The following is a 22,056-nucleotide window of genomic DNA, read 5'->3' as shown; positions in this document are numbered from 1 at the left end:
TGGAGAGGGCGGGGCTTTTCGCTCCACCTCTTCCATGCTGTACTGAGTCCTGAACATTTCCGGACCGGCCTGACGGCGGGTCCCCGAGACGCCGAGAGGAGGCGAGACCAGTGGCCACGATCATTTCCCAGCTCAAAATGACCGATCACTCGGTCGTTCCCGCCTGCCTGCTCGGCTCCCGCCTCCACGGCACCGGTCTGTCCGGCGTCACGCTGGGCGGCAATGAGCGACCGACCAAGGCACCCGAGGTAGCAGCACAGGCACAGGCAGCCGCCTTTGCCAGCAGCTCCGCGGCCAACGGTGCCGGCGAAGGACGCCAGAAGACGCAGCGCTACACCATGTGGGCCTTCCGTGGCCTCCGACCCTGGAGAGATCCAGCCTGATCGGCAAGATCAGGTCGGCACCTTCCAGGGCCGCGGAACCCACATCGGGATCCGCGGCCCTTCTGTTTGCCCCGACCGGCCACCAGCCGGCCCGACACGACAACAGACAACCAACAGACAGGAAGAACCGCAGTGCACACCGAGACGCACCCCGACACGTTGCGCCCCGCGCCTTCTCTGCCGCCTGATCCCACCACGGAGGACTCCTTGACTGCCCCGCAGATCACCCTCACCGAGCTCGACGACGCCATCGAGCGGCTCGGCGTCGATGTTCCCTGCCGCTCCTACGACCCGGAGGTCTTCTTCGCCGAGTCCCCCGCGGACGTCGAGTACGCGAAGTCCCTCTGCCAGACCTGCCCGCTGCGTGAGGCCTGCCTCGCCGGCGCCAAGGACCGTCGCGAGCCCTGGGGCGTCTGGGGCGGCGAGCTGTTCGTCCAGGGCGTCGTCGTTCCGCGGAAGCGTCCGCGGGGGCGTCCGCGCAAGAACCCGGTGACGGCATGAGCTCCCGTCGCCAAGGATCGCCCGCCCGCCGCAAGACGGTTGCCGGAACGATCGACAGCCCGTCGGCGCTGGACCCGCGCCACCTCACGAAGCAGGACCCGACGATGACACCCATCCACGAGACCACCGCACGCACCCACGCCGACGCGACAGTCGTCCGTCAGAACAGGACCCGCGACATGCAACTCATGCCAGAAAGCCTGGCGAGAGCCCAGATACAGGACAGGCTGCACGAAGCCGAATCAGAACGGAGGGCGCTGCGGCTGATGACCGCGCGCCGCCTCCAGCGCCGGGCAGAACGCGCCACCCTCCGCGCGCGCCGTGCCCTCGCGATGGCCGTGATGCAGTGACCTGACCCACCGGAGAGCCGGGGCAACCGCCCCGGCTCTCCGGCGTTTTGCCGCTGACTCTCCGCTCCGGCTAGGGCCTGTCCGCCCGATCACGAGAGGTGGACCCGCCCGGGGCCGGCTGTCCCCAGCCGTTCTCGACCGACCGGCGGCAGCGGTCGTATTCGTCGCCCGCGCTGCTGAACAGCGCGGTCAGCATCGGCACGCCGTGAGCAAGTGCCTGGTGCGGCAGGGGACCTGTGGCGACGAGTGAGGCGAGCCCGTGTCCGATGGTCCAGCTCTGGGTCGCGAGTTCCAGCGGGTCGACCTCGGCGCGGAAGCGGCCGCTCGTCTGGGCCCGTTCGATGGCGCGGACGAGACAGTGCAGGGTTTCGTCCGCGGTGTCGGTGTCTTCGAGAGCAAAGCCCGCGTCGAACATGACGCGGTAGAGATCAGGGCTCTCCAGGGCATTGGACAAGTACGCGGCCCCCAGGGCGGCAAGGTCTCGTACCGGGTCGGCGGACATTTCGACGGCCGTGAGCTTGGCCGTCAGACGGATGAAGCCTTCCTGTCGCAGTGCCTTCCACAGGCCGTCCATGCCGCCGAAGTAGGTGTAGACGGCCATCGTTGACACGCCGGTTCCGGCGACCAGGGTGCGCAGCGTGACCGGTTGCCTCGTACGCAGCATCTGTGCGGCTCGGTCGAGCAGCAGGGAGCGGACCGCCGGATCTTTCGTCCTCGCCATGGCCCCACAATACATAGCATCGCTATGCTTTCGTGGGGCGCCGATCCTGTTGCCCTGACGCCCAGAGGAAGAGGCCGCTCATGCCCGTCACGCTGATCAACCCCGAGGGGCTGCCGAAGCCCGAGGTCTACCGGCAACTGTCGGTCGCCACCGGCTCGAAGATGGTCTTCCTTGCGGGACAGGTCGCCCGCGACGCCGACGGCCGGCCCGTGGGCGAAGGCGACTTCGCGGCACAGGTCGAGCAGTGCTACCTCAATGTCGCCACCGCCCTGGCCGGAATCGGCGGCTCCTTCGATGATGTGGCGAAGCTGACCATCTACGTCGTCGACTGGAGTCCCGAGAAGATGCCGCTGCTGGGCGAGGGGGTCGGACGTGCGGCGGCAAAGCTTGGCATTGACCCGGTCAAGCCGATCACTCTGCTGGGCGTTGCCGCGCTGGGGGAACCGGACCTTCTGGTCGAGGTGGAAGCTACGGCGGTCATCGCATAGCCGTATCTCCAGGGGCCCCGCCCCCCTCCCCTCCCCCCTCCGCCCCTACGGCCGTGTGCGTGTCACAGCGCCACCTGTGACGGCTCTTCGGCTTCCGGCGCAGCCGCGTCGCCGGATGCCTCTTCGTACCCGGCCTTCTCCTGCGGTGGGGCAGGGGCGAAGCCGGGGACCCAGGTTTCCATGTCGTCCTGCATCCGCACCGTCGCGCCGAGCTGGCACAGGACGCCGATCGTGCTCAGCGTCACCCGGTGTATCAGCAGATACGCCGGCGGCAGGTTGAGCTGCCGCCCCAGCTGGTGCGCCGGGGAGCGGGGATCGGCCACCCGGGCCGCCTGCCCGCGCATCCACTCCCTGCTGAAGGTGAACTCCTCGACGCAGGCGGGCTCGATGATCGGCAGCAGATACTCCCGCACCGCCTCAGGGTCCAGGTCTATCTGCTCCTTGACGAACCCCTCTTCGCGCAGCAGCTCGTAGGCGGTCTCCGCGTCGCCGTCCAGCGTCAGCCGCAGGACCTCGCCGATCGTCGGCGGCAGTCCGTCGGGCAGCCGGTCCACGGTGCCGAAGTCCAGCACGCCCAGGCGCCACTCCTCGGGATCGTCGCTGCCCCCTGTCACCAGGCGGAAGTTGCCCGGGTGCGGATCGGCGTGCAGTAGTCCCGTGCGGACGGTGCCGGAGAAGAGGAAGCGGCTCAGCAGCTGTCCTGCCCGGTCCCGCTGCTCCTGGCTGCCCTCGGCTATCACCTCCGAGAGCGGTATGCCGTCCAGCCACTCCGACACCAGCACCTGGTCCGCCTGGTGCACCACTCGGGGAACGATGACGTCCTCGTCGGCTTCGTACTCCGCCGCGTAGGTGCGCTGGGCGTCCGCCTCCAGGCTGTAGTCCAGCTCCTCGGTGATTCGGTCGTGCAGCTCGGCGATGAGCGGCTTGATGTCCATTCCCGGGATCAGCGGCCCCAGCAGACGGGCGAACCGGCCCAGTTGGGTGAGGTCGGAGACGAGGGCCTCGCCCGCGCCGGGATACTGGACCTTCACCGCGACGTCCCGCCCGTCGTGCCAGACGGCGCGGTGGACCTGGCCTATGGAGGCCGCCGCGGCCGGTCTGTCGTCGAACTCCGCGAAGTTCTCCCGCCACTCCTCGCCGAGCTGCTCCGCCAGCACCCTGTGCACGGTGCCGGCGGGCATCGGGGGAGCGGCTTCTTGAAGGCGGGTCAGTGTTGCGCGGTAGGGGCCCGCCAGCTCGTCGGGGAGCGCGGATTCGAAGACCGAGAGCGCCTGCCCGAACTTCATGGCGCCCCCCTTCAACTCGCCCAGCACCTTGAACAGTTGCTCTGCGGTCCGCTGCTGGAGCTCTTGGCCGACGAGATCCGCGGAGAGGCCCCCGAGGCGCTTGCCCAGCCCCCAGGCGGAGCGGCCCGCGAAGCCCAGCGGCAGGGCGGCCAGTTTGGCCGTGCGCGTCACCGCCTTGCGGGGAAGATCAGACATGCGTCCCTCCAACTCCCTGACAGCTCAACCGAGACAGCACCGAGGATGTCGGCCACGTGGTCATTGTCGCCTGCCTTCGGTCGTTCGTGAGGTGGCGGGTGGAGAGGTCACCGAAGCGGCACCGCACGGACACTCCGGGTGCGCGGTGAACTGTTCGGTGTCCGGCAGCAGATGCGGCAGGGCGAACCGCAGTCGGTAGCCCACCGCGCAGGCGCCGTCCCCGTCCAGGTAGCTCAGTGCGTAGGAGGCCGCGGCGCCGGCCACCATTGTGGCCAGCGCGGTGTCGCAGGCGGGGACCCCCGTACGCCGCCTGCTCGCCGTCCGCCACTGTCCCACCAGCAGCGGCCAGCTCGGCTCCCGCTCCGCACGGGTGCGTGCCAGGCACTCGGCGCACGGTGAGTCGCCGGGCAGCACCAGCGGGCCCACCACGCCGGTGGCCTCCACCACTCCGCCGTACAGATGCGGGGTGCCCGCGCTCATGAACCGCTCGGTGGTCTCCGGGTCCGGCGCGTAGGCGTCCAGCCCGTCCCGCGGTGTCACGATGACGAGGCTCACCTCGGACCGGGAGCGGCTTCGCCAGGGGCGGGACTTGCGCACCACGCCGCGTGCGGCCACATCGCGGCGGGTGCCCACGTGCTCCGGCGAGAGCCCGCCCGGTGCGGTGTCCCACTCTTCGACCACGCCCCCGTCCACCACATCCACCTGGCCGACCCCCGCCGCGGACAGTGTCGCGGCGACAGCGGTTCCCACCCGTCCGAGTCCGCGCACCTGGACCCGGGCGGTGCGCCGTGCGGCCAGCCTGCGTACTCCGCCGCCGGGTTCGCGGTGCACCACGGACAGTGACGCGAGGTCGGGCCGTAAGCGGTCGGTGACGCTTGCGGCGGCGTCGCGGTCGGCCGTCGCGTCGTCCAGCACACCGGCCGCGGCCAGCCGTTCGGTGAGTTTGTCCGGTGTCTGGGGTGCCAGTCCGAGCCGGTGGGCCTCCTGCTTCAGCCGCTCCATGCTGCGGGTGCCGTCCATCAGTTCCAGGAATGCTGCCGTGGCGTCGCTCACCGGGCCCAGCAGTACCGCGTGTGCGGGTGCCATGCCGCACTGCACCGTCTGCCTGTCCCGCCAGCCCCGCCGCAGTGCGGGCTTGATCATCGGGTGCACGTTTCCCCCTGACATGCCGGGTTTGTTCCGACTCGGCTGTTGATCACTGCGGACAGCATGCCGTCATCGGAGGGATTGGCGGGGTGAGTTATCCACAGGTACCGGCATTAGTCATACAACCGTGAGCTGCTTGCTGTGGCCGTGCCACGACTGTTGTCGCCTTTCGCTCTCGAACAAGGCTGGAGGCAGGACTTCCGCCGTTGGCAGCGGGTAACGTCATGGCGTGCCCGCCGACCCTCTGAACAGCATCAGCCAGAGCGCGGTCGAGGTGCGTCGCAGTGCGCGCCGACGCCGCACGGTCTCCGCCTACCGGGAGGGGGATCGCACTGTCGTGCTGCTTCCCGCGCGTATGACGGCGGACGAGGAGGCACGCTGGGTCGGCGTGATGCTCGACAAGCTCGCCGCCCAGGAGAGCCGGCGCATGCTCGACGACGGCGACCTCGCCCGGCGCGCGGCACAGCTGTCCGAGCAGTACCTCGACGGGCATGCCCGGCCCGTCTCGGTCCGCTGGGTGACCAATCAGAACACCCGTTGGGGCTCGTGCACGCCCGCCGAGGGCAGCATCCGGCTCTCCCACCGGCTGCAGGGAATGCCGGAGTACGTCATCGACTACGTACTGCTGCACGAGCTGTCGCATCTGCTCGTGCCCGGTCACGGCCCGCGGTTCTGGCGGCTGCTGCAGGCGTACCCGCGCACCGAACGGGCCCGGGGCTATCTGGAGGGCGTCGCGGCAGCCGAGCGGCTGCCGCACCAGCCCGTCAGGGGAGAGGGTCCGGACGAGGACTGACGGCGACGGCCGCAGCCGTGAGCCGGGTCAGCCGCGCCACGGACTCGTCCGCCACCCCTGCCACCTCGTCGAAACCGAACCAGCGCAGGTCCAGTGACTCCTCGCTGACCGTCTCGACGGCTCCCTCCGGGGCGAGAGCCGCGTACTGGACGTCCAGATGCCAGGCGCACGGTGTGCGGTGCTTGTCGAGCCGGAGCGGGCCACCCGGCAGCAGCGTCAGCCCGGCGATGCCCGACTCCTCGGTCGCTTCCCGCAGCGCGGCCCCGGCCAGGGTGGTGTCCTCCGGTTCGCAGTGGCCGCCCATCTGGAGCCACCGGCCCAGCTTGCGGTGCAGCGTCAGCAGTACGCGGTCACCGTCCGGGTCGACGACCAGTGCGCTGGCGGTGATGTGCCCGGTGGTGCACGCCTTCCACATGCCGTCCGGCTGGTCGGCGATGTGGCGCAGATACTCCTGCCGCAACTGCTCCTGCGCCGGGTCGGTGTCCCGGCTGCGCCACTGCTCCAGCACGCGCTCGGCGTCCGCGCGGAGGCCGTCCGGCGGTGCGCTCACCGCTTGCCTTCGCCCTCGCCGCCCTCGGCGTCGTCCCCCCTGCCCCTGTCGGACTGCCCCTCGGACGGTCCTTCCCGCCCTTCCCCGGTACGGCCTTCCCCGGAGCGGTCGGTCTCGGTGCGTCCGTCCGCCGAGTCCGCGGCCGCGTCGCCCAGCATCCGGTCCAGCTCGGAGAAGTCCGCGTGCTCGTGGTGGACGAACGCGTCCGGGTCGTCCAGGTCGGCCGCCGTGGGCAGCATGTCCGGGTGCTCCCACAGGGCGTCACGGCCCTCGGCGCCCCGGGCGTCCGCCAGCGACGCCCACAGCCGGGCCGCGTCACGCAGCCGGCGGGGGCGCAATTCCAGACCGATCAGCGTCGAGAAGGTCTGCTCAGCGGGACCGCCGGAGGCGCGCCGCCTGCGCAGCGTCTCCCGCAGCGCGGAAGCGGACGGCAGATGCGGCTCTGCCGCCGCGTGCACCACTGCGTCCACCCAGCCCTCGACCAGCGCCAGCGCCGTCTCCAGCCGGGCGAGCGCCGCCTTCTGCTCCGGAGTGTCCTCGGGCTGGAACATGCCCTGCTGGAGGGCCTCCTGGAGCTCCTCGGGGCGCTGCGGGTCGATCTGGCCGACGACGTCCTCGAGCTTGGCGGTGTCCACCTTGATGCCGCGCGCATACCCCTCGACGGCGCCGAAGAGATGCGAACGCAGCCACGGGACATGCGCGAACAGCCGCTGGTGCGCGGCTTCCCGCAGTGCCAGGTAGAGGCGGACCTCCTCCTGGGGAATGCCCAGACCCTTGCCCAGTGCCTCGATGTTGACCGGCAGCAGCGCGGCCTTGTTGGCCGGTCCCAGCGGCAGCCCGATGTCCGTCGAGCCGACGACCTCGCCGGCGAGGACTCCGAGCGCCTGCCCGATCTGCGTACCGAACATGGCGCCCCCCATGGAGCGCATCATGCCCAGCAGCGGGCCGGCCATCGCCTGCATCTCCTCGGGCAGCACATCGCCCATGGCCGCGCCGACGCGCTCGGCGACCGGGTCGACCAGGTCCTTCCAGACCGGCAGGGTCGCCTCGACCCACTCCGCGCGGCTCCAGGCCACCGCCGAGCCGGAACCGGACGGCAGGGACGTCACACCGTCCAGCCACAGATCGGCCAGACGTACGGCTTCCTCGACGGCTGCGCGGTCGTGCGGTCCGACCGATGCGTCCTTGGAGCCGTCCTGTGCTCCGGCGGCCACTGTCTGCCGCGCGATGTCCTTGGCCATGTCCCAGTTCACCGGGCCGCCCTCGTAGGAGAGCATCTGGCCCAGCTTCTGGAAGGCGGCGCCCAGGTCGCTCGGGTCGAGCTGGCCCTGCCCGCCGCCCAGCGAGCCGAACATCGCGGCCAACGGGTTGTCGGCGCCGCCCGAGCCCGGGCCGCCGCCGAAACCGAACGGGTTCGGCTGGCCGCCGCCCGGCTTCTTCTTGCCGTCGTCGTCCCCGTCCTCGGGCTCCTCAGGAGGTACGCCGAATCCGAATGGGGTGTCACTCACGGGTTTCCTCGGCTCTGTCTCGTAGGACGGTCTGGTGGTTCCCGGACGGTCTGCGTGTCCTGGGTACGGTCTGGGTCTGTGTCGGTATGTCCTTGGTGCGATCTGCGAGCTCTGCCCCCAGCCTAGACACCAGTCAGGCAGGATGGAGCCTGCGCACCTCGTACCAGAAACAACCACTGGAGACGCCCGGTGAGTTCCTCCGAGTCCCACGTTCGCGCAGCGCGAACCCCGACCGTCGCCGTCACCGGCGCCGCCGCAGGGGTCGGCGCGCTGCTCACCGAGCGGCTCGCGGCCTCCGAGGAGATCAAGCAGGTCATCGCCCTGGACGAGCGCCGCGGCGAGGTGAGCGAGGCCCAGTGGCACACCCTGGACGTACGCGACCCGGCCATCGCCGACCGGCTGCGCGGCGACGGCGATCCGGTGGATGTCGTCGTCCACCTGGCGCTCGACCTGGATCTGGAGACCGACCCGGCGGCCCGTACCGCCTACAACGTGCGCGGCACCCAGACCGTGCTGACCGCCGCAGCGGCGGCGGGTGTGCACAGGGTGGTGCTGTGCACCTCCGCGATGGTCTACGGAGCGCTCCAGGACAACGACGTACCGCTGTCGGAGGACGCCGAACTGCGGGCAACGGCGGACGCGACAGGCGTGGGCGACCTGCTGGAGATCGAACGTCTCGCCCGCCGTGCGCCCCGCGCGCACCCCGGTCTCAACGTGACCGTCGTACGCCCCACCGTGCTGGTCGGCGCGGGTACGGACACCACGCTCACCCGCCACTTCGAGTCACCGCGGCTCCTGGTGGTCGCCGGATCGCGTCCCTGCTGGCAGTTCTGCCACGTCGAGGACCTGGTCACGGCCCTCGAGTACGCCGCCCTGGAGAAGGTCGAGGGGGAGATGGTGGTCGGCTGCGACGGCTGGCTGGAGCAGGAGGAGGTCGAGCAGCTGACCGGCATGCGGCGCATGGAACTGCCCTCCAGCGTCGCGCTGGGCGCCGCCTCCCGGCTGCACCGGCTCGGGCTGACTCCGTCCCCCGCGGCAGACCTCGCCTACACCATGTACCCCTGGGTCGTCAGCGGCAGCAGGCTGCACGACGCGGGATGGCGGCCCCGCTGGACGAACGAGGAAGTCCTCGCCGCGCTGCTGGAGGAGGTCGCCGGCAGGCACACGGTCGCCGGACGGCGGCTGGGGCGTACGGAGGCGGCAACAGCGGCCGGAGCCGCGGGCGCGACCGTCGCACTGCTGGGCACCGCCGCACTGGTGCGCAGGGCCCGCAAGCGGCGCGGGCTGTGAGCGGAGAGCGGGGCAGGCGGCAGCACAGGTGTAGCGGCACAGCAGTCGGAAGGCGCGGCGCAGCAGTCGAGCCCTACGGCACAGCAGTCGGGCGGCACAGCAGCCAGCGCCGCAGCGCAGCAGTGAGGTGTTCCGGATTCGCGGCAGGTAGGGCAGCATGACCGGCATGGCACAGACGCACGACGACGGTTCCGGCCGCAGGGCCGAGCCCTCCGACCACCCGGGCGAGCAGCGGGCCGAGGACCCCATCCGCCTGCTGGAGATCCGTGAGGCACCGCTGTCCGTGGACGAGGTGTTCACCGCGGTCGGTGACGCCGCCGCGGGGGGCACCGCACTGTTCGTGGGCACCGTCCGCAATCACGACGGTGGCACCGATGTCGCACGTCTGGGCTACTCCTCGCACCCCAGCGCCGAGGCCGAGCTGCGCCGCGTCGCCGAGAAGGTCGTCGCCGACCATCCCGTGCGCGCCCTGGCGGCGGTGCACCGCGTCGGCGACCTGGAGGTGGGTGACCTGGCCGTCGTGGTGGCCGTCTCCTGCCCGCACCGCGCCGAGGCGTTCGACGCCTGCCGCAAGCTCATCGACGACCTCAAGCACGAGGTCCCCATCTGGAAGCACCAGACGTTCTCCGACGGCACCGAGGAGTGGGTGGGCGTCTAGGGCCCGCTGCCCAATACCTCCCCTGCCCAATACCGTCCCCTGCCCGAGACCGTCCCCTGCCCGAGACCGTCCCGCTGTGCCCGAGACCGTTCGGCCGACCCCGGCAGCGCACGCGGGTGCGGCTCGTTCCGGTTGCGTAACCGGGTCCTGGAACCGACCGTTGAGACACCGACGGTTAATCTGCTCATCGGCCGGTCTGCCGGTCGCCGGGCCGTGTGCCCGGGAGGCACCTACGAGGGGTCGGGAGGTTCCAGATGGCGGCTCTCGCCTGGTTGCTGATTCCGTTGGTCGCCGCAGTCGCCGCGAGCCTGTGGGGAAGCTGGGTCGGGCGGCGCCGGGCCAAGACACCCGACGCCGCGGGCGTCGCCGGATACGAACGTTTCCGCGCCGCCATGGAACGCGGCAGTTCCGACAGCGCCGCCACGGACGCCGAGCTCGCCTCGGCGGGGGCGAGCGCCCGTGCGACCCCGGACGGACCGGCCCGGGAAGCAGGCTGACAGACCCTTCCCGTACTGTCGTGCCATGCCTCGCCGCACCGCGACCCTGCTTACCTCTGCGCTGCTGCTCATAACGATGTTCTGCGCCGGAGCACTCATCAACGTGCCCTATGCCGAGATGTCACCCGGCCCGACAGTGAACACCCTGGGCGTGCACAGCGGCGATCCGGTGCTCAAGGTCAAGAACGAGCCCGGGCACAAGGGCAAGCCGAAGAAGTACGACACCTCGGGCCACCTGAACATGACGACCGTCCGCGTCACCGGCTCCGAGTACCGGATGACCCTCATCGGGGCGCTGTCCGGCTGGCTGCGCCACGACAGCCTGGTCGTTCCGTACGAGACGCTCTATCCGGACGACAAGTCGGCCCAGGAGGTCGACCGGGAGAACGCCGAGGAGTTCACCGCCTCCCAGGAGAGCGCCAAGGCCGCGGCCCTGAAGGAACTCGACATCCCCGTCGGCACCCACGTCCTCGTCGGCTCCGTCGAGAAGGGCGCCCCCGCCCACAACCGGCTGCACGCGGGAGATGTCATCACGGCGGTGGACGGCACCCCGGTCGGCAGGGCCGAGAGCGTCGCCAAGCTGGTCACCGAGCACAAGCCGGGGGAGAAGGTCACCTTCACGGTGATCCCGGCGGCCAAGGCGAAGGCCGCCCAGAAGCAGGGCCACAAGCCGTCCGCCGAGGACGCCAGGAAGATCACCGTCGGCACCAGGAAAGCCTCGGACGACGGTCGCGCGGTCGTCGGCATCCAGCCTGCGGTGGGACACAGCTTCCCGTTCGAGATCGACATCAAGCTCGCCGACATCGGCGGTCCCAGCGCCGGGCTGATGTTCGCGCTGGGCATCGTCGACAAGCTCACCCCCACCGACCTGACCGGCGGGAAGTTCGTCGCCGGCACCGGCACGATCGAAGACAACGGCAAGGTGGGCGAGATCGGCGGCATACAGATGAAGACCGTCGGGGCACGCAAGCAGGGCGCCGAGTACTTCCTCACTCCGGCGGGCAACTGCGCCGCCGCCGCCAAGGACAAGCCCGACGGTCTCACCCTGGTGAAGACCTCCTCCATGGACGACGCGCTCAGCTCGCTGAAGAAGATCCGCAGCGGCAAGACGGACCAGCTGACCCAGTGCAAGGCGCACTGAGCCGCCGTCCTCCCACCGCCGCCGGGCCCGCCGACTATCCGGCCCGCTGTGCCCTGCCAGTCGGGGGCTCCCGGAAACCGGCCGACGGCCCCGAGGGGCTGGCGCTACTCCTCGAACGTCGCGGCCAGCGCCTCCGCGAGACCGGGCACCAGGTCGGAGCCGGTGAGCACCTCGGTGGGGGAGTCCTTCTCCCGTAGCCGCAGCGCCGACTCCCGCTCACCATCGCGCAGGACCGCCACCGTCATCCGCACCTCACTGCGCTCCGGGTGCTCGGCGACCCACCGGGCGAGCTGTTCCTCGTCCAGGTCCTCCGGCACGGCCGCCTCGGCCGACGGCGGCAGCATCAGCCGCTCGACGGTCACCGCGCAGCCGTCGACCGTCTCGGGCCACGCGATGGTTCCCAGGAACTCGTCCAGCGGCGCGTCCGCGGGGATCTCGTCCTGCTCGACGGGCGTGAAGGTGGTTCCCCGGGCGTCGTTCGCCTGCTGGTCAAGGCCCAGCTGACCCGCCAGCCCGGGCTCCTCGGTCCGCAGCCGCTCGGTGTCCACCAGGGCGAAGAGCCGCGCGGGCTGGTCCCAGCCGAGCCCGGATGCGTACTCGTCGATCTCCAGCACCGCGCGGGTCAGGGGTCCGGAGGCGAGGGGCGTGCCCTCGGGAGAGAGGTTGTCCATGCCCATATCGTGCCGTCTCCGGTGCGAAAAACATGACTCGGACCCCGGAATCGGGAACTGGGTAAAGCTTGAGTAAGTTGCCTAGATGGGCCTTACGATGCGGGCCCAGCATCATCGCTTCATAAACTGCGAATCTTTGAGGTGCGCACCTTGGCTTTCCAGATGCCGGACCGGGGCTCAGGAGGCCCCTCCGGGCCACGGATCAGAGTGGGCCGGCCATCCCGGCGTGCCCGGACGCTGTTGATGACAGCGGGCGTGCTGGTCGTTCTGGCGATGCTCTTCGTCATGTTCTCCGGGTTCTGGACGGACTGGCTGTGGTATCGCTCGGTCGCCTACAGCTCGGTCTTCACCAAGACCCTGTGGACGAAGGTCGGCCTGTTCGCGGTCTTCGGACTGCTGATGGCCGTGGCCGTGGGCTTCAACATCTGGCTGGCGCACCGGCTGCGTCCGCCGCTGAGCGCGATGTCGCTGGAGCAGCAGAGCCTCGACCGCTACCGCATGGGGCTGGCGCCCTACAAGAAATGGGTGCTGCTGGGCGTCACAGCCCTGGTCGGACTGATCTCCGGCGCCTCCGCGGCAGGCCAGTGGCGCACCTGGCTGATGTGGGTGAACGGCGTCTCGTTCGGCACGAAGGATCCGCAGTTCCACAAGGACATCTCGTTCTACGCGTTCGATCTGCCCTTCTACCGCTTCCTGCTGAGCTTCGGCTTCGCCGCCGCGATCCTCTCGCTGCTGGCGGCCGCGCTGGTGCACTACCTCTACGGCGGACTTAGGGTGACCACCCCGGGCGCGCGCGCCACGGCGCAGGCGACCGGGCACCTCTCGGTGCTCCTGGGCATCTTCGTCGGGCTGAAGGCGGTGGCCTACTGGCTGGACAGGTACGGGCTGGCGGTCAAGTCCGGCGACTTCAAGTCGACCGACAGCTGGACGGGTCTCAAGTACGTCGACGCCAACGCCTACCTGCCGGCGAAGACGATCCTGTTCATCATCGCCATCATCTGCGCACTGCTGTTCTTCGCCACCATCTGGCGCCGCACCTGGCAGCTGCCGGTCATCGGCTTCGGACTGATGGTGCTCTCGGCCATCCTGATCGGCGGGCTCTACCCGGCGCTGGTGCAGAAGTTCCAGGTCGCGCCGAACGAGCAGGCCAAGGAAACGCCGTACATCAAGAAGAACATCGAGGCGACGCGCCAGGCGTACGACATCGACGACGCCGAGGTGCGCGACTACACAGGCACCAGCAAGGCCGGCAACGAGAAGCTCAGGAACGCGGCGGACACCACCGCGAGCATGCGTCTGCTGGACCCGAACGTCGTCTCCCCGACCTTCCAGCAGAAGCAGCAGGTGCGCGGGTACTACCAGTTCCCCGCGACGCTCGATGTGGACCGCTACAAGAAGGGCGGCAAGGAGCAGGACACCGTCGTCGGCCTCCGGGAGATCAACACCAGCGGCATCCCGGAGAAGAACTGGATCAACGAGCACTTCAAGTACACCCACGGCTACGGCATGGTCGCCGCCAAGGGCACCTCCGTGGACAAGGACGGCGCACCGGACTTCACCGAGAAGGACCTGCCGCCCAGGGGCAACCTGGACAAGTACCAGGGCCGGATCTACTACGGCGAGAAGACGACGCAGTACTCCATCGTCGGCGGGCCGCAGAAGGAGCTCGACTACGCCGACGACAACGGGGAGAAGACCTACACCTACAAGGCCAAGAGCGGTGTCAACCTCTCCAACCCGATCAACCGGGCGGCCTACGCGGTCAACTTCAACGAGCCGCAGATCCTCTACTCAGGGGCGATCGGCGAGGGTTCGCGCATCCTGTACAACCGCACCCCCAAGGAGCGGGTCGAGGCGGTCGCCCCCTGGCTGACCATCGACGGTGACCCGTATCCGGCCGTGGTCGACGGCCGCATCAAGTGGATCGTCGACGCTTACACCACCTCCAACGGCTACCCCTACTCGTCGCGTACGACCCTGGGGGACACCACGGCGGACTCGCTCACCGACGGCCAGCGCGCGGTGGTCGCCCAGCAGAACCGGGTCAACTACATCCGCAACTCGGTCAAGGCGACGGTGGACGCCTACACCGGCAAGGTCGACATGTACCAGTGGGACAAGAAGGACCCGGTACTGAAGACATGGATGAAGGCGTTCCCGAACACGGTGAAGCCCAAGAGCGCCATCAGCGGCGACCTGATGGACCATCTGCGCTATCCGCAGGACCTGTTCAAGGTGCAGCGGGACCTGCTCCAGACCTACCACGTGACCTCGCCGTCGCAGTTCTACAGCGGCAGTGAGCGCTGGCAGGTCCCGGACGACCCCACACACAAGGGCAACGCGGTTCCGCCGTACTACCTGAGCATGAAGATGCCGGGACAGCAGAACCAGCAGTTCCAGCTCACGACGACGTACAACCCGAACAAGCGCGAGACACTCGGCGCGTTCATGGCCGTCGACGCCGATGCGCGCAGCAGTGACTACGGGAAGCTCAGACTGCTGAGACTGCCACCCAACACCGGTGTGGCAGGACCCTCGCAGGTACAGAGCAAGTTCAACTCCGATCCCGTCATCGCGGACAAGATCAACATCCTGAAGAAGGGTGACTCCGAGGTCGAGTACGGAAACTTGCTGACTGTGCCACTGGAGGGCGGCCTGCTCTATGCGGAGCCGGTGTACGTCCGCGGTGCCGGTACCAACTACCCACGGATGCGCAAGGTGCTCGTCGCCTACAACGAGCGCATCGCCTTCGAGGACAGTCTCGACCAGGCACTGGACAAGGTGTTCGACACCAAGGGCCAGGAGAGCGGGGAGAGAACCGGTCCCGGCGACGAGGGCGAGAAGGAAGATCCGCCCAACGCCACGGTCGAGGACGCCCTCAAGGACGCCCAGACCGCGTGGGACAAGAGCGAGAAGGCCCGCGAGAAGGGCGACTGGGAAGAGTACGGCAAGCAGCAGAAGGCGCTGGAGGAAGCGCTGCGCGACGCCTCCGAAGCCGAGCAGAAGGGCGGGGGCAAGAACGGATCCGCCGAGAAGAACCCACCCGGCGGCAACAGCTAGCTGGTCAGGTCACCCCGTGGCGTGGTGTAGAGTTATGTACACAACGGCGCGGGGTGGAGCAGCTCGGTAGCTCGCTGGGCTCATAACCCAGAGGTCGCAGGTTCAAATCCTGTCCCCGCTACCAAATGGAAGAGGCCCGGAGTCAACAGACTCCGGGCCTCTTCGCTTGTGCGGGGGACAGCGGGGCCCAGGGGTTTGGAGTATCTCTACGTCGGGAAGTCGACAAACCTCTGAAGTGACCTCACTGGCTGCGGTATACCAGGTGTACGCGGGTTGCAGGTGGTGCGACGATGGAGCTTATGGGGGAGAAAGCAAGGCTGACGGACCCGGTACGTCCCGGTCCGAGCCTGAGTGTGGAGGAGTACGCCGAGCAGACCGCAGCCGAGAAGACCGCAGCAGTCGGAAGGACGGCGGCAGCCGGGAGGACGACAGCGGACAGGACCGCGACAGTGACGACATCGGCGGCGGACAACACCGCGGCCGACAGCGTGCTGGGCGCCCAACTGCTGCGCCGGGGGGACCTGGACGGTGCCGAGCCGCATCTGCGCGCCGCCACAGCCGCGGGGGACCGTGCGGCCGCCAACAATCTGGGCGTCCTGCTGCACCAGAGGGGATACCCGGAGGAGGCCGCGGGATGGTGGCGTACCGCCGCCGTCGCCGGCTCCGCAGCCGCGGCGCACGCGCTCGGCCGGTACCACCGGGAGCGCGGCGACGAGCCCGCAGCGCACTACTGGCTGCGGCAGTCCGCCGAGTCCGGTCACGCGCTGGGCGCGTACGCGCTCGCGGACCTGCTGGAGCACCACGGCGAGGACGGTGCCGAGGAGTGGTTCCGGGCCGCCGCCGAGCGCGGGCACAGAGAAGCGGCGTACCGCGTCGCGCAGTTGGTCAGCGCGCGGGCCGAAGAGCTGGCCGCCAAGGGCGAGTCCGGCGCCGCTGCCGTACGCGAGGCCGAGGAGGAGGCCGAGCGCTGGTTCCGGCAGGCAGCCGCCCGCGGCCACCGCAGGGCGGCGCTGCGCCTGGGCGCCATCCTGGAGCGCCGTGGCGAGCTGAAAGAGGCCGGACGGTGGTATCTGACCTCCGCCAAGGACGGTGAGGCGCGGGCCGCTTGTGCGCTGGGCTTCCTGCTGCGCGACGCGGGCGACGAGGAGAGCGCCGCCGTCTGGTGGCGCCGTGCGGCCGAGGACGGCGACGGCAACGCGGCCAACGCACTGGGCGCGCTGCACGCCGACCGCGGCGAGCGGCAGGCCGCCGAGCGGTGGTACCGCGTCGCCCTCGAAGCGGGCTGCGACAACGGTGCCTTCAACCTCGGACTGCTGTGCGCGGCGCAGGGCCGCACGGCGCAGGCCGAGCAGTGGTACCGGCGTGCCGCCTACGCGGGTCACCGCGAGGCCGCCAACGCGCTTGCCGTGCTGCTGCTTCAGCGCGGGGACACCCAGGGTGCCGAGCCGTGGTTCTCCAAGGCCGCCGAGGCCGGCAGTGTGGACGCCGCCTTCAACCTCGGCATCCTGCACGCGGGACGCGGCGACGAGCGCGCCGCACGCGCCTGGTACGAGCGCGCGGCGGCGTCCGGGCACGCGGAGGCCGCGCTCCAGGTCGGTATCGCGCTGCTGCGCGAGGGCGAGCTGCACACGGCGGAGCGGCATCTGCGGTGCGCCGCGGGCGGCGGGAGCGTCGAGGGGGCCTTCCGGCTGGGCGCTCTGCTGGAGCGGGTCACCCGGCGCGGCACCGGCGAGCTGGGCTCGGAACACGAGCTCGGCAGGGCGGACGGCGCCAGACCCGAGTACGAGGAGTGGTACGAGCGTGCGGCCGAGCACGGCCACCGCCGCGCCCAGGTGCGGCTGGGCATGTGCGCGGCCGCACGCGGCGAGGTCGTGGACGCGGCACGCTGGTACCGCGCCGCGGCCGAGGCGGGCAGCCCGAACGGTGCGTTCAACCTCGGGCTGCTGCTCGCCCGCGAGGGCAGCGAGCCGGAAGCGGCACTGTGGTGGACCCGGGCCGCCGAGGCCGGGCACGGCAGGGCGGCGCTCCGGCTGGCGCTGATCAGCGCGCGCCGGGGCGAGCTGGAGGAGGGACAGTTCTGGTGCGCGCGTGCGGTGGAGCTGGGTCCGGTCGAGGTGGCCGAACGTGCGGCCAGGCTCCGCGAGGCCCTGCGCTCGGAACTGACGGCCTAGGCCCCACCCGCCCCTGGGACCTCGATTTGCACTGGTCGTCGACCCGCGTTAAAGTTGTGCACACAACGGCGCGGGGTGGAGCAGCTCGGTAGCTCGCTGGGCTCATAACCCAGAGGTCGCAGGTTCAAATCCTGTCCCCGCTACTGAAAGACGAAGGCCCGGATCCTCGGATCCGGGCCTTCGTCATGTTCCGGCCGGCCCTCATGTGGCGGTACGGCACCGTACGGCATGTCCGCCGCGGTGGCACAACGCGTACGGCACAAACAAAACGGCCCGCATCCCTTGACTGGGACGCGGGCCGCTTCCGGCTCCGGGGGCGTGCGGCGGGTCGCTCAGGCCTCGTTGCAGTTCGGGCAGACGCCCCGGTAGGTGACGGTGGCCTCGGCGATGGTGAAGCCGTAGCGCTCGTCCTCCGGGAGGGCGGCCAGCGGGTCACCCGTCGGGTGGACGTCGCGGATCGTCCCGCAGCGGGAGCACACCAGGTGCTGATGGGTGTGGCGCGCGTTCGGGTCGTAGCGCTTGGCGCGGCCGTCGGTGCTCACCTCGAGCACCTCGCCGAGGGCGACCAGCTCGCTCAGCGTGTTGTAGACGGTCGCACGCGCGATCTCCGGCAGCCGGTCCGCCGCGCGGGCATGGACCTCGTCCGCCGTGTAGTGCACATGATCACCGTCGAGTACCTCGGCGACGACTCGCCGCTGTGCGGTGAGCCGCCAACCGCGATCGCGGAGCCGTTCCAGCAGGTCACTCATGCCTACAGCCTAGCAGCGGCATGTCCATGGACAGAACCCGTATGGAATTCGGCTTCTTCTTGACTTAGACAATGTCCAATGTAGGCTTGCGAGTGGTTGAACCACAGGACAGATGTGAGGCACAGGAGGCGCACGTGACGGTGCAGGACGAGACGGCCGGACCCATGACGACGGAAGCCGGGGCTCCGGTCGCGGACAACCAGAACAGCCAGACCGCAGGCGCGGGCGGCCCGGTGCTCGTCCAGGATCAGCACCTGCTGGAGAAGCTGGCCCACTTCAACCGCGAGCGCATCCCGGAGCGCATCGTGCACGCCCGGGGCGCGGGTGCGTACGGCAAGTTCACCGTCACCGCCGATGTGACCAAGTACACCCGGGCGAAGTTCCTCTCCGAGATCGGCAAGGAGACCGAGGTCTTCCTGCGGTTCTCCACGGTGGCGGGCAACCTCGGTGCCGCGGACGCGGTGCGTGACCCCCGCGGCTTCGCGCTGAAGTTCTACACCGAAGAGGGCAACTACGACCTCGTCGGGAACAACACCCCGGTGTTCTTCATCAAGGACGCCATCAAGTTCCCCGACTTCATCCACACCCAGAAGCGCGACCCCTACACCGGCTCCCAGGAGCCGGACAACGTCTGGGACTTCTGGGGCCTGTCGCCCGAGTCGACGCACCAGGTGACCTGGCTCTTCGGTGACCGCGGCATCCCCGCCTCGTACCGCCACATGAACGGCTACGGCTCGCACACCTTCCAGTGGACCAACGAGGCGGGCGAGGTCTTCTGGGTCAAGTACCACTTCAAGACCGACCAGGGCATCAAGAACCTCACGGCCGCCGAGGCCGAGGAGCTGGCCGGCAAGGACCCCGACAGCCACCAGCGTGATCTGCGTGAGTCCATCGAGCGGGGCGAGTACCCGACCTGGACGGTGCAGGTCCAGATCATGCCCGCGGCGGAGGCGGCCAACTACCGCTTCAACCCGTTCGATCTGACCAAGGTCTGGCCGCACGCGGACTACCCGCCGATCGAGATCGGCAAGCTGGAGCTCAACCGCAACCCGAGGAACATCTTCGCCGAGGTCGAGCAGTCGATCTTCTCCCCGCACCACTTCGTGCCGGGCATCGGCCCCTCTCCGGACAAGATGCTCCAGGGCCGGCTCTTCGCCTACGGCGACGCACACCGCTACCGCGTCGGCATCAACGCCGACCTGCTGCCGGTGAACGAGCCCAAGGCGACCCGGGCCCGCACCTACGGCCGGGACGGTGTGATGTACGACGGGCGGCACGGCGGGGCGAAGAACTACGAGCCGAACAGCTTCGGCGCACCGGCCGAGACCGGCCGCGCGCTGTGGCAGCCGCTGGCGGTCAGCGGCACCACGGAGGACCACCCGGCTCCCTCGCACGCCGAGGACGACGACTTCGTCCAGGCCGGGAACCTCTACCGCCTGATGTCGGAGGACGAGAAGGCCCGGCTGATCGACAATCTGGCGAACGCCATCGCGGGTGTCTCCCGCGACGACATCGCCCAGCGCGCGATCGAGAACTTCCGCAAGGCGGACCCCGACTACGGCAAGCGGCTGGAAGCCGCGGTCCAGGCCCTGCGCGGCTGACCGACCGCTCGCCGTACGAACCCGGAGGGACCGGACGCCATGGGGCTCCGGTCCCTCCGGTGCGTCCGGGTCCCTTCCGGGCCCCGGCGAGCGGCCGGGCGCGCTAGACCGCCACTTCCTCCGCGGGCTCCGGCGCCACCGGAACACTGTGGTCCGACCAGTTCCTGACGATGTCGCGGACCGAGAGGACGCCCACCGGCTCCCGCTCGTCGAGGACGATCAGATGCCGGAAGCCGCCGCGCGTCATGGCCTGTGCCGCCGCGTCCAGCGTCCAGTCGGGTGTGGCGAAGACGACGTCGGTCGTGGTGTGGTCGTGTGCCCGCTCCCGGTCCGGGTCCTGGCCCGCGCCGAGGGAGTCGAGGATGTCGCGCTCGGTGAGGATGCCGAGCCCGCTGGTGTCGGGGTCGAGGACGACGGCGGCGCCGACGCGGCGGGCCGACATCAGCCGGGCTGCCTGGCGGAGGGTGTGGGCGGGGCCGATGGTGAGGATCACTTTGCTCATGGCGTGGTGGACGCGACCTGGCATGAGGGGGCTACCTCCTTGGCGGAACGGCTTCCCGGCACGCGGATGCTGCTCGAGAAGTGGTTCACAAAGGCACAAGCGAGCGGATTCTCATGTTCACATGTGAGGGAGGTCTCAACAAGGACGCGTGTACAGGCCACCCGGACGAGCGGTGGGATCAAGCCGTCAGATAGCTCAGCAGTGTCTCGTGCAACAGCCCGTTCGAGGCCGCCGCGTTGCCGCTGTGCGGCCCCGGATTCCCGTCCAGCCCGGTGAAGGTGCCGCCCGCCTCCTCGACGATGACGGCGCTGGCCGCCATGTCCCACAGCGACAACTCCGGCTCGGCGCACATGTCCACCGATCCCTCGGCGACCATCATGTACGGCCAGAAGTCGCCGTAGCCGCGGGTCCGCCAGCAGTCCCGGGTCAGATCCATGAAGCCGCCCAGCATGCCCCGCTCCTCCCAGCCGTGCAGCGAGGAGTAGGCGAACGAGGCGTCCCGCACCTCGGCGACCTTGGACACCTCCAGCCGGGTGGCCTTGGACAGGCTGCGGCCGCTGTACGCGCCGGCGCCCTTCGCCGCCCACCAGCGGCGGTTGAGCGCGGGCGCCGAGACGACGCCGACGACCGGCCGGTCGCCGCCCTCGCCCATCTCCATCAGCGCGATGAGCGTCGCCCACACCGGGACCCCGCGCACATAGTTCTTCGTACCGTCGATCGGGTCGATCACCCAGCGACGTGGTCCGTGCCCCTCGGTGCCGAACTCCTCGCCCAGCACCGCGTCCCGCGGCCGGGTGCGCTGGAGCGAGGTGCGGATCAGCTCCTCGGCCGCCTTGTCGGCCTCGCTCACCGGCGTCATGTCCGGTTTGGTCTCGACTTTCAGGTCGAGAGCCTTGAACCGCTCCATGGTCGCGGCGTCGGCGGCGTCGGCCAGCACATGGGCGAGACGCAGATCATCGTGATAGTCCAGCATGTCCGAACAGTATCGAGCGGCGAAACCCCCGGCCACACGGCCATGCGCGTGCGCCGCGTATTGACACCTCTTGGCGGTGCGTCAATTCTGTGCCGCACGCCGGGCTGTCGGTCGGGGGAGGCGACGATGCCTACTGCACGCGAGACCCTGCTGGACGCCGCTCACGTGGCGGTGCGGTCACAGCCGTGGGCGGTCGTACGGATGGTCGATGTCGCCGCGGCCGCCGGGGTGTCGCGGCAGACGCTCTACAACGAGTTCGGCAGCAAGGAGGGGCTGGGCGCCGCGCTCGTCGACCGGCTGCTGGAGGACTTCCTGGACGGCGCGGGCCGCGCGGTGGCCGAGGCGTGCCGGAGCGGGGCCGACCCGGCCGCCTGCTGCGCCGCCGCCGCGCACTGGGTGCTGCGTACGGCGCGTACGGAGCCCATCGTGCGCGCCGCGCTCACCGGTTGCTTCGGGGCGCTGGTGCCCTCGCCCCCGGGCGAGCCCGGGAAGCTCGCCGCCGCGTTGCGGAGCCGAGTGGTGTCCGGGCTGGACCGGGCCAGACGGGTGCCCGTCGGCGGACCCGCCCCGCGGGAGGGGCCCGGCCGGCGGGAGCTGGAGCGGGCGTACGACGCGGGGTTACGGGTTGCGCTCTCGTACGTCATCGCACCGGTGCGGGAGTCTGGCGACGAGGACCCGTGCGGGCGGGTGGACGAGGTCGTCCGCGCGTTGCTGGCCCACTAAAGCTTGCGTACCCGGCGTGGGGGCTGCGCTTGCCCACCCTGCGCCCTGGGGGTACCCCCTGCTCGAAGAGCTTGGGGGAGCAGACTGCCCAAGCGCAGG

The 22,056-nt window shown here is 70.0% G+C and carries 22 protein-coding genes and 2 tRNA genes; 15 read left to right on the top strand and 9 right to left on the bottom strand.

Annotation, left to right across the window (positions count from 1 at the left end; all coding sequences use genetic code 11):
* The first annotated feature begins 110 nt into the window (after nt 1-110).
* The 3 genes from ACQEU8_RS12415 to ACQEU8_RS12405 all read left to right on the top strand — a co-directional run bounded on the left by ACQEU8_RS12415 (nt 111) and on the right by ACQEU8_RS12405 (nt 1,234).
* Nucleotides 111-383, top strand: coding sequence for a hypothetical protein (locus tag ACQEU8_RS12415; protein WP_433099842.1), 273 nt, complete (start codon nt 111-113; stop codon nt 381-383).
* Nucleotides 384-515: 132 nt separating this feature from the next.
* Nucleotides 516-884, top strand: coding sequence for a WhiB family transcriptional regulator (locus ACQEU8_RS12410; RefSeq protein ID WP_209241054.1), 369 nt, complete (start codon nt 516-518; stop codon nt 882-884).
* Nucleotides 881-1,234: a hypothetical protein gene (locus tag ACQEU8_RS12405; protein WP_433099839.1), complete on the top strand. Its 354-nt coding sequence runs from the start codon at nt 881-883 to the stop codon at nt 1,232-1,234. The genes ACQEU8_RS12410 and ACQEU8_RS12405 overlap by 4 nt, the downstream gene beginning before the upstream one ends.
* A 70-nt stretch (nt 1,235-1,304) precedes the next feature.
* Here the strand turns inward: ACQEU8_RS12405 and ACQEU8_RS12400 are convergent, their stop codons facing one another.
* The gene (locus tag ACQEU8_RS12400) at nt 1,305-1,955 is read right to left on the bottom strand and encodes a TetR/AcrR family transcriptional regulator (RefSeq protein ID WP_433099837.1); all 651 of its coding nucleotides are present in this window, start codon (nt 1,953-1,955) and stop codon (nt 1,305-1,307) included.
* 80 nt (nt 1,956-2,035) lie between these two features.
* Between ACQEU8_RS12400 and ACQEU8_RS12395 the strand changes: the two genes are divergently transcribed.
* Nucleotides 2,036-2,443: a RidA family protein gene (locus ACQEU8_RS12395; RefSeq protein WP_433099835.1), complete on the top strand. Its 408-nt coding sequence runs from the start codon at nt 2,036-2,038 to the stop codon at nt 2,441-2,443.
* Between the two features lie 62 nt (nt 2,444-2,505).
* Here the strand turns inward: ACQEU8_RS12395 and ACQEU8_RS12390 are convergent, their stop codons facing one another.
* Both ACQEU8_RS12390 and ACQEU8_RS12385 read right to left on the bottom strand, forming a co-directional pair.
* Nucleotides 2,506-3,924, bottom strand: a complete 1,419-nt coding sequence (locus ACQEU8_RS12390) for an ABC1 kinase family protein (RefSeq protein WP_433099833.1) — start codon at nt 3,922-3,924, stop codon at nt 2,506-2,508.
* A 60-nt stretch (nt 3,925-3,984) separates the two neighbouring features.
* Nucleotides 3,985-5,091, bottom strand: coding sequence for a ThiF family adenylyltransferase (locus ACQEU8_RS12385; protein WP_433099831.1), 1,107 nt, complete (start codon nt 5,089-5,091; stop codon nt 3,985-3,987).
* Between the two features lie 208 nt (nt 5,092-5,299).
* Here ACQEU8_RS12385 and ACQEU8_RS12380 point away from each other — a divergent pair, with 208 nt between their 5' ends.
* Nucleotides 5,300-5,863, top strand: a complete 564-nt coding sequence (locus ACQEU8_RS12380; RefSeq protein ID WP_433099829.1) for a M48 metallopeptidase family protein — start codon at nt 5,300-5,302, stop codon at nt 5,861-5,863.
* Here the strand turns inward: ACQEU8_RS12380 and ACQEU8_RS12375 are convergent.
* Both ACQEU8_RS12375 and ACQEU8_RS12370 read right to left on the bottom strand, forming a co-directional pair.
* Nucleotides 5,835-6,413, bottom strand: coding sequence for an NUDIX hydrolase (locus ACQEU8_RS12375; RefSeq protein ID WP_433099827.1), 579 nt, complete (start codon nt 6,411-6,413; stop codon nt 5,835-5,837). The two genes, ACQEU8_RS12380 and ACQEU8_RS12375, sit on opposite strands and share 29 nt — an antisense overlap.
* Nucleotides 6,410-7,921 carry a zinc-dependent metalloprotease gene (locus tag ACQEU8_RS12370; protein WP_433099825.1) on the bottom strand — a complete coding sequence of 504 codons (1,512 nt, stop codon included), beginning with the start codon at nt 7,919-7,921 and terminating at the stop codon, nt 6,410-6,412. Before ACQEU8_RS12370 ends, ACQEU8_RS12375 begins: the two co-directional genes overlap by 4 nt.
* Before the next feature lie 189 nt (nt 7,922-8,110).
* Between ACQEU8_RS12370 and ACQEU8_RS12365 the strand changes: the two genes are divergently transcribed.
* From ACQEU8_RS12365 to ACQEU8_RS12350, 4 genes are all read left to right on the top strand, one after another.
* On the top strand, nt 8,111-9,211 hold the full coding sequence (locus ACQEU8_RS12365) for an SDR family oxidoreductase (protein WP_433099823.1): 1,101 nt from the start codon (nt 8,111-8,113) through the stop codon (nt 9,209-9,211).
* 157 nt (nt 9,212-9,368) lie between these two features.
* A complete protein-coding gene (locus ACQEU8_RS12360) occupies nt 9,369-9,869 on the top strand; it encodes a molybdenum cofactor biosynthesis protein MoaE (protein ID WP_433099822.1) in 501 nt (166 codons plus the stop codon).
* Between the two features lie 254 nt (nt 9,870-10,123).
* Nucleotides 10,124-10,366, top strand: coding sequence for a hypothetical protein (locus tag ACQEU8_RS12355; RefSeq protein WP_433099820.1), 243 nt, complete (start codon nt 10,124-10,126; stop codon nt 10,364-10,366).
* A gap of 25 nt (nt 10,367-10,391) precedes the next feature.
* Complete coding sequence (locus tag ACQEU8_RS12350) at nt 10,392-11,507, top strand: YlbL family protein (RefSeq protein ID WP_433099818.1); 1,116 nt, start codon at nt 10,392-10,394, stop codon at nt 11,505-11,507.
* Nucleotides 11,508-11,611: 104 nt separating this feature from the next.
* Here the strand turns inward: ACQEU8_RS12350 and ACQEU8_RS12345 are convergent, their stop codons facing one another.
* The gene (locus tag ACQEU8_RS12345) at nt 11,612-12,178 is read right to left on the bottom strand and encodes a PPA1309 family protein (RefSeq protein WP_433099816.1); all 567 of its coding nucleotides are present in this window, start codon (nt 12,176-12,178) and stop codon (nt 11,612-11,614) included.
* Between the two features lie 162 nt (nt 12,179-12,340).
* Between ACQEU8_RS12345 and ACQEU8_RS12340 the strand changes: the two genes are divergently transcribed.
* From ACQEU8_RS12340 to ACQEU8_RS12325, 4 genes are all read left to right on the top strand, one after another.
* On the top strand, nt 12,341-15,238 hold the full coding sequence (locus tag ACQEU8_RS12340; protein WP_433102343.1) for a UPF0182 family membrane protein: 2,898 nt from the start codon (nt 12,341-12,343) through the stop codon (nt 15,236-15,238).
* Between the two features lie 47 nt (nt 15,239-15,285).
* Nucleotides 15,286-15,362 (top strand) — tRNA-Met (locus ACQEU8_RS12335).
* Nucleotides 15,363-15,528: 166 nt separating this feature from the next.
* The gene (locus tag ACQEU8_RS12330) at nt 15,529-17,409 is read left to right on the top strand and encodes a tetratricopeptide repeat protein (protein WP_433099814.1); all 1,881 of its coding nucleotides are present in this window, start codon (nt 15,529-15,531) and stop codon (nt 17,407-17,409) included.
* Between the two features lie 69 nt (nt 17,410-17,478).
* A tRNA-Met gene (locus ACQEU8_RS12325) sits at nt 17,479-17,552 on the top strand.
* A 189-nt stretch (nt 17,553-17,741) separates the two neighbouring features.
* Here the strand turns inward: ACQEU8_RS12325 and ACQEU8_RS12320 are convergent.
* Nucleotides 17,742-18,158 carry a Fur family transcriptional regulator gene (locus ACQEU8_RS12320; protein WP_433099812.1) on the bottom strand — a complete coding sequence of 139 codons (417 nt, stop codon included), beginning with the start codon at nt 18,156-18,158 and terminating at the stop codon, nt 17,742-17,744.
* A 134-nt stretch (nt 18,159-18,292) separates the two neighbouring features.
* Here ACQEU8_RS12320 and ACQEU8_RS12315 point away from each other — a divergent pair, with 134 nt between their 5' ends.
* A complete protein-coding gene (locus ACQEU8_RS12315; RefSeq protein WP_433099810.1) occupies nt 18,293-19,759 on the top strand; it encodes a catalase in 1,467 nt (488 codons plus the stop codon).
* Between the two features lie 103 nt (nt 19,760-19,862).
* On the opposite strand, the gene ACQEU8_RS12310 is transcribed toward ACQEU8_RS12315, so the two are convergent.
* Together ACQEU8_RS12310 and hisN are read right to left on the bottom strand one after the other, a co-directional pair.
* A complete protein-coding gene (locus tag ACQEU8_RS12310; RefSeq protein ID WP_433099808.1) occupies nt 19,863-20,285 on the bottom strand; it encodes a CBS domain-containing protein in 423 nt (140 codons plus the stop codon).
* Nucleotides 20,286-20,439: 154 nt separating this feature from the next.
* Entirely contained in the window at nt 20,440-21,234 is a 795-nt protein-coding gene (gene hisN, locus ACQEU8_RS12305; RefSeq protein WP_433099806.1) for a histidinol-phosphatase, read from the bottom strand.
* 126 nt (nt 21,235-21,360) lie between these two features.
* On the opposite strand from hisN, the gene ACQEU8_RS12300 reads away from it, so the two are divergent.
* Nucleotides 21,361-21,957, top strand: coding sequence for a TetR/AcrR family transcriptional regulator (locus ACQEU8_RS12300; RefSeq protein WP_433099804.1), 597 nt, complete (start codon nt 21,361-21,363; stop codon nt 21,955-21,957).
* Nucleotides 21,958-22,056 lie beyond the last annotated feature (99 nt).

Source organism: Streptomyces sp. CA-250714 (assembly GCF_050936705.1).
Lineage (GTDB): Bacteria > Actinomycetota > Actinomycetes > Streptomycetales > Streptomycetaceae > Streptomyces.
Note: the sequence above shows the minus strand (reverse complement) of the source record. Positions and strands in the feature narration are given on the sequence as shown.

Excerpts from the sequence above, each read along its gene's own strand:
- ACQEU8_RS12405 (WP_433099839.1), top strand. The coding sequence starts at position 881 with ATGAGCTCCCGTCGCCAAGGATCGCCCGCCCGCCGCAAGACGGTTGCC.
- ACQEU8_RS12400 (WP_433099837.1), bottom strand. The coding sequence starts at position 1,955 with ATGGCGAGGACGAAAGATCCGGCGGTCCGCTCCCTGCTGCTCGACCGA.
- ACQEU8_RS12395 (WP_433099835.1), top strand. The coding sequence starts at position 2,036 with ATGCCCGTCACGCTGATCAACCCCGAGGGGCTGCCGAAGCCCGAGGTC.
- ACQEU8_RS12390 (WP_433099833.1), bottom strand. The coding sequence starts at position 3,924 with ATGTCTGATCTTCCCCGCAAGGCGGTGACGCGCACGGCCAAACTGGCC.
- ACQEU8_RS12385 (WP_433099831.1), bottom strand. The coding sequence starts at position 5,091 with ATGTCAGGGGGAAACGTGCACCCGATGATCAAGCCCGCACTGCGGCGG.
- ACQEU8_RS12360 (WP_433099822.1), top strand. The coding sequence starts at position 9,369 with ATGACCGGCATGGCACAGACGCACGACGACGGTTCCGGCCGCAGGGCC.
- ACQEU8_RS12355 (WP_433099820.1), top strand. The coding sequence starts at position 10,124 with ATGGCGGCTCTCGCCTGGTTGCTGATTCCGTTGGTCGCCGCAGTCGCC.
- ACQEU8_RS12350 (WP_433099818.1), top strand. The coding sequence starts at position 10,392 with ATGCCTCGCCGCACCGCGACCCTGCTTACCTCTGCGCTGCTGCTCATA.
- ACQEU8_RS12345 (WP_433099816.1), bottom strand. The coding sequence starts at position 12,178 with ATGGACAACCTCTCTCCCGAGGGCACGCCCCTCGCCTCCGGACCCCTG.
- ACQEU8_RS12340 (WP_433102343.1), top strand. The coding sequence starts at position 12,341 with ATGCCGGACCGGGGCTCAGGAGGCCCCTCCGGGCCACGGATCAGAGTG.
- ACQEU8_RS12330 (WP_433099814.1), top strand. The coding sequence starts at position 15,529 with ATGGAGCTTATGGGGGAGAAAGCAAGGCTGACGGACCCGGTACGTCCC.
- ACQEU8_RS12320 (WP_433099812.1), bottom strand. The coding sequence starts at position 18,158 with ATGAGTGACCTGCTGGAACGGCTCCGCGATCGCGGTTGGCGGCTCACC.
- ACQEU8_RS12310 (WP_433099808.1), bottom strand. The coding sequence starts at position 20,285 with ATGCCAGGTCGCGTCCACCACGCCATGAGCAAAGTGATCCTCACCATC.
- hisN (WP_433099806.1), bottom strand. The coding sequence starts at position 21,234 with ATGCTGGACTATCACGATGATCTGCGTCTCGCCCATGTGCTGGCCGAC.
- ACQEU8_RS12300 (WP_433099804.1), top strand. The coding sequence starts at position 21,361 with ATGCCTACTGCACGCGAGACCCTGCTGGACGCCGCTCACGTGGCGGTG.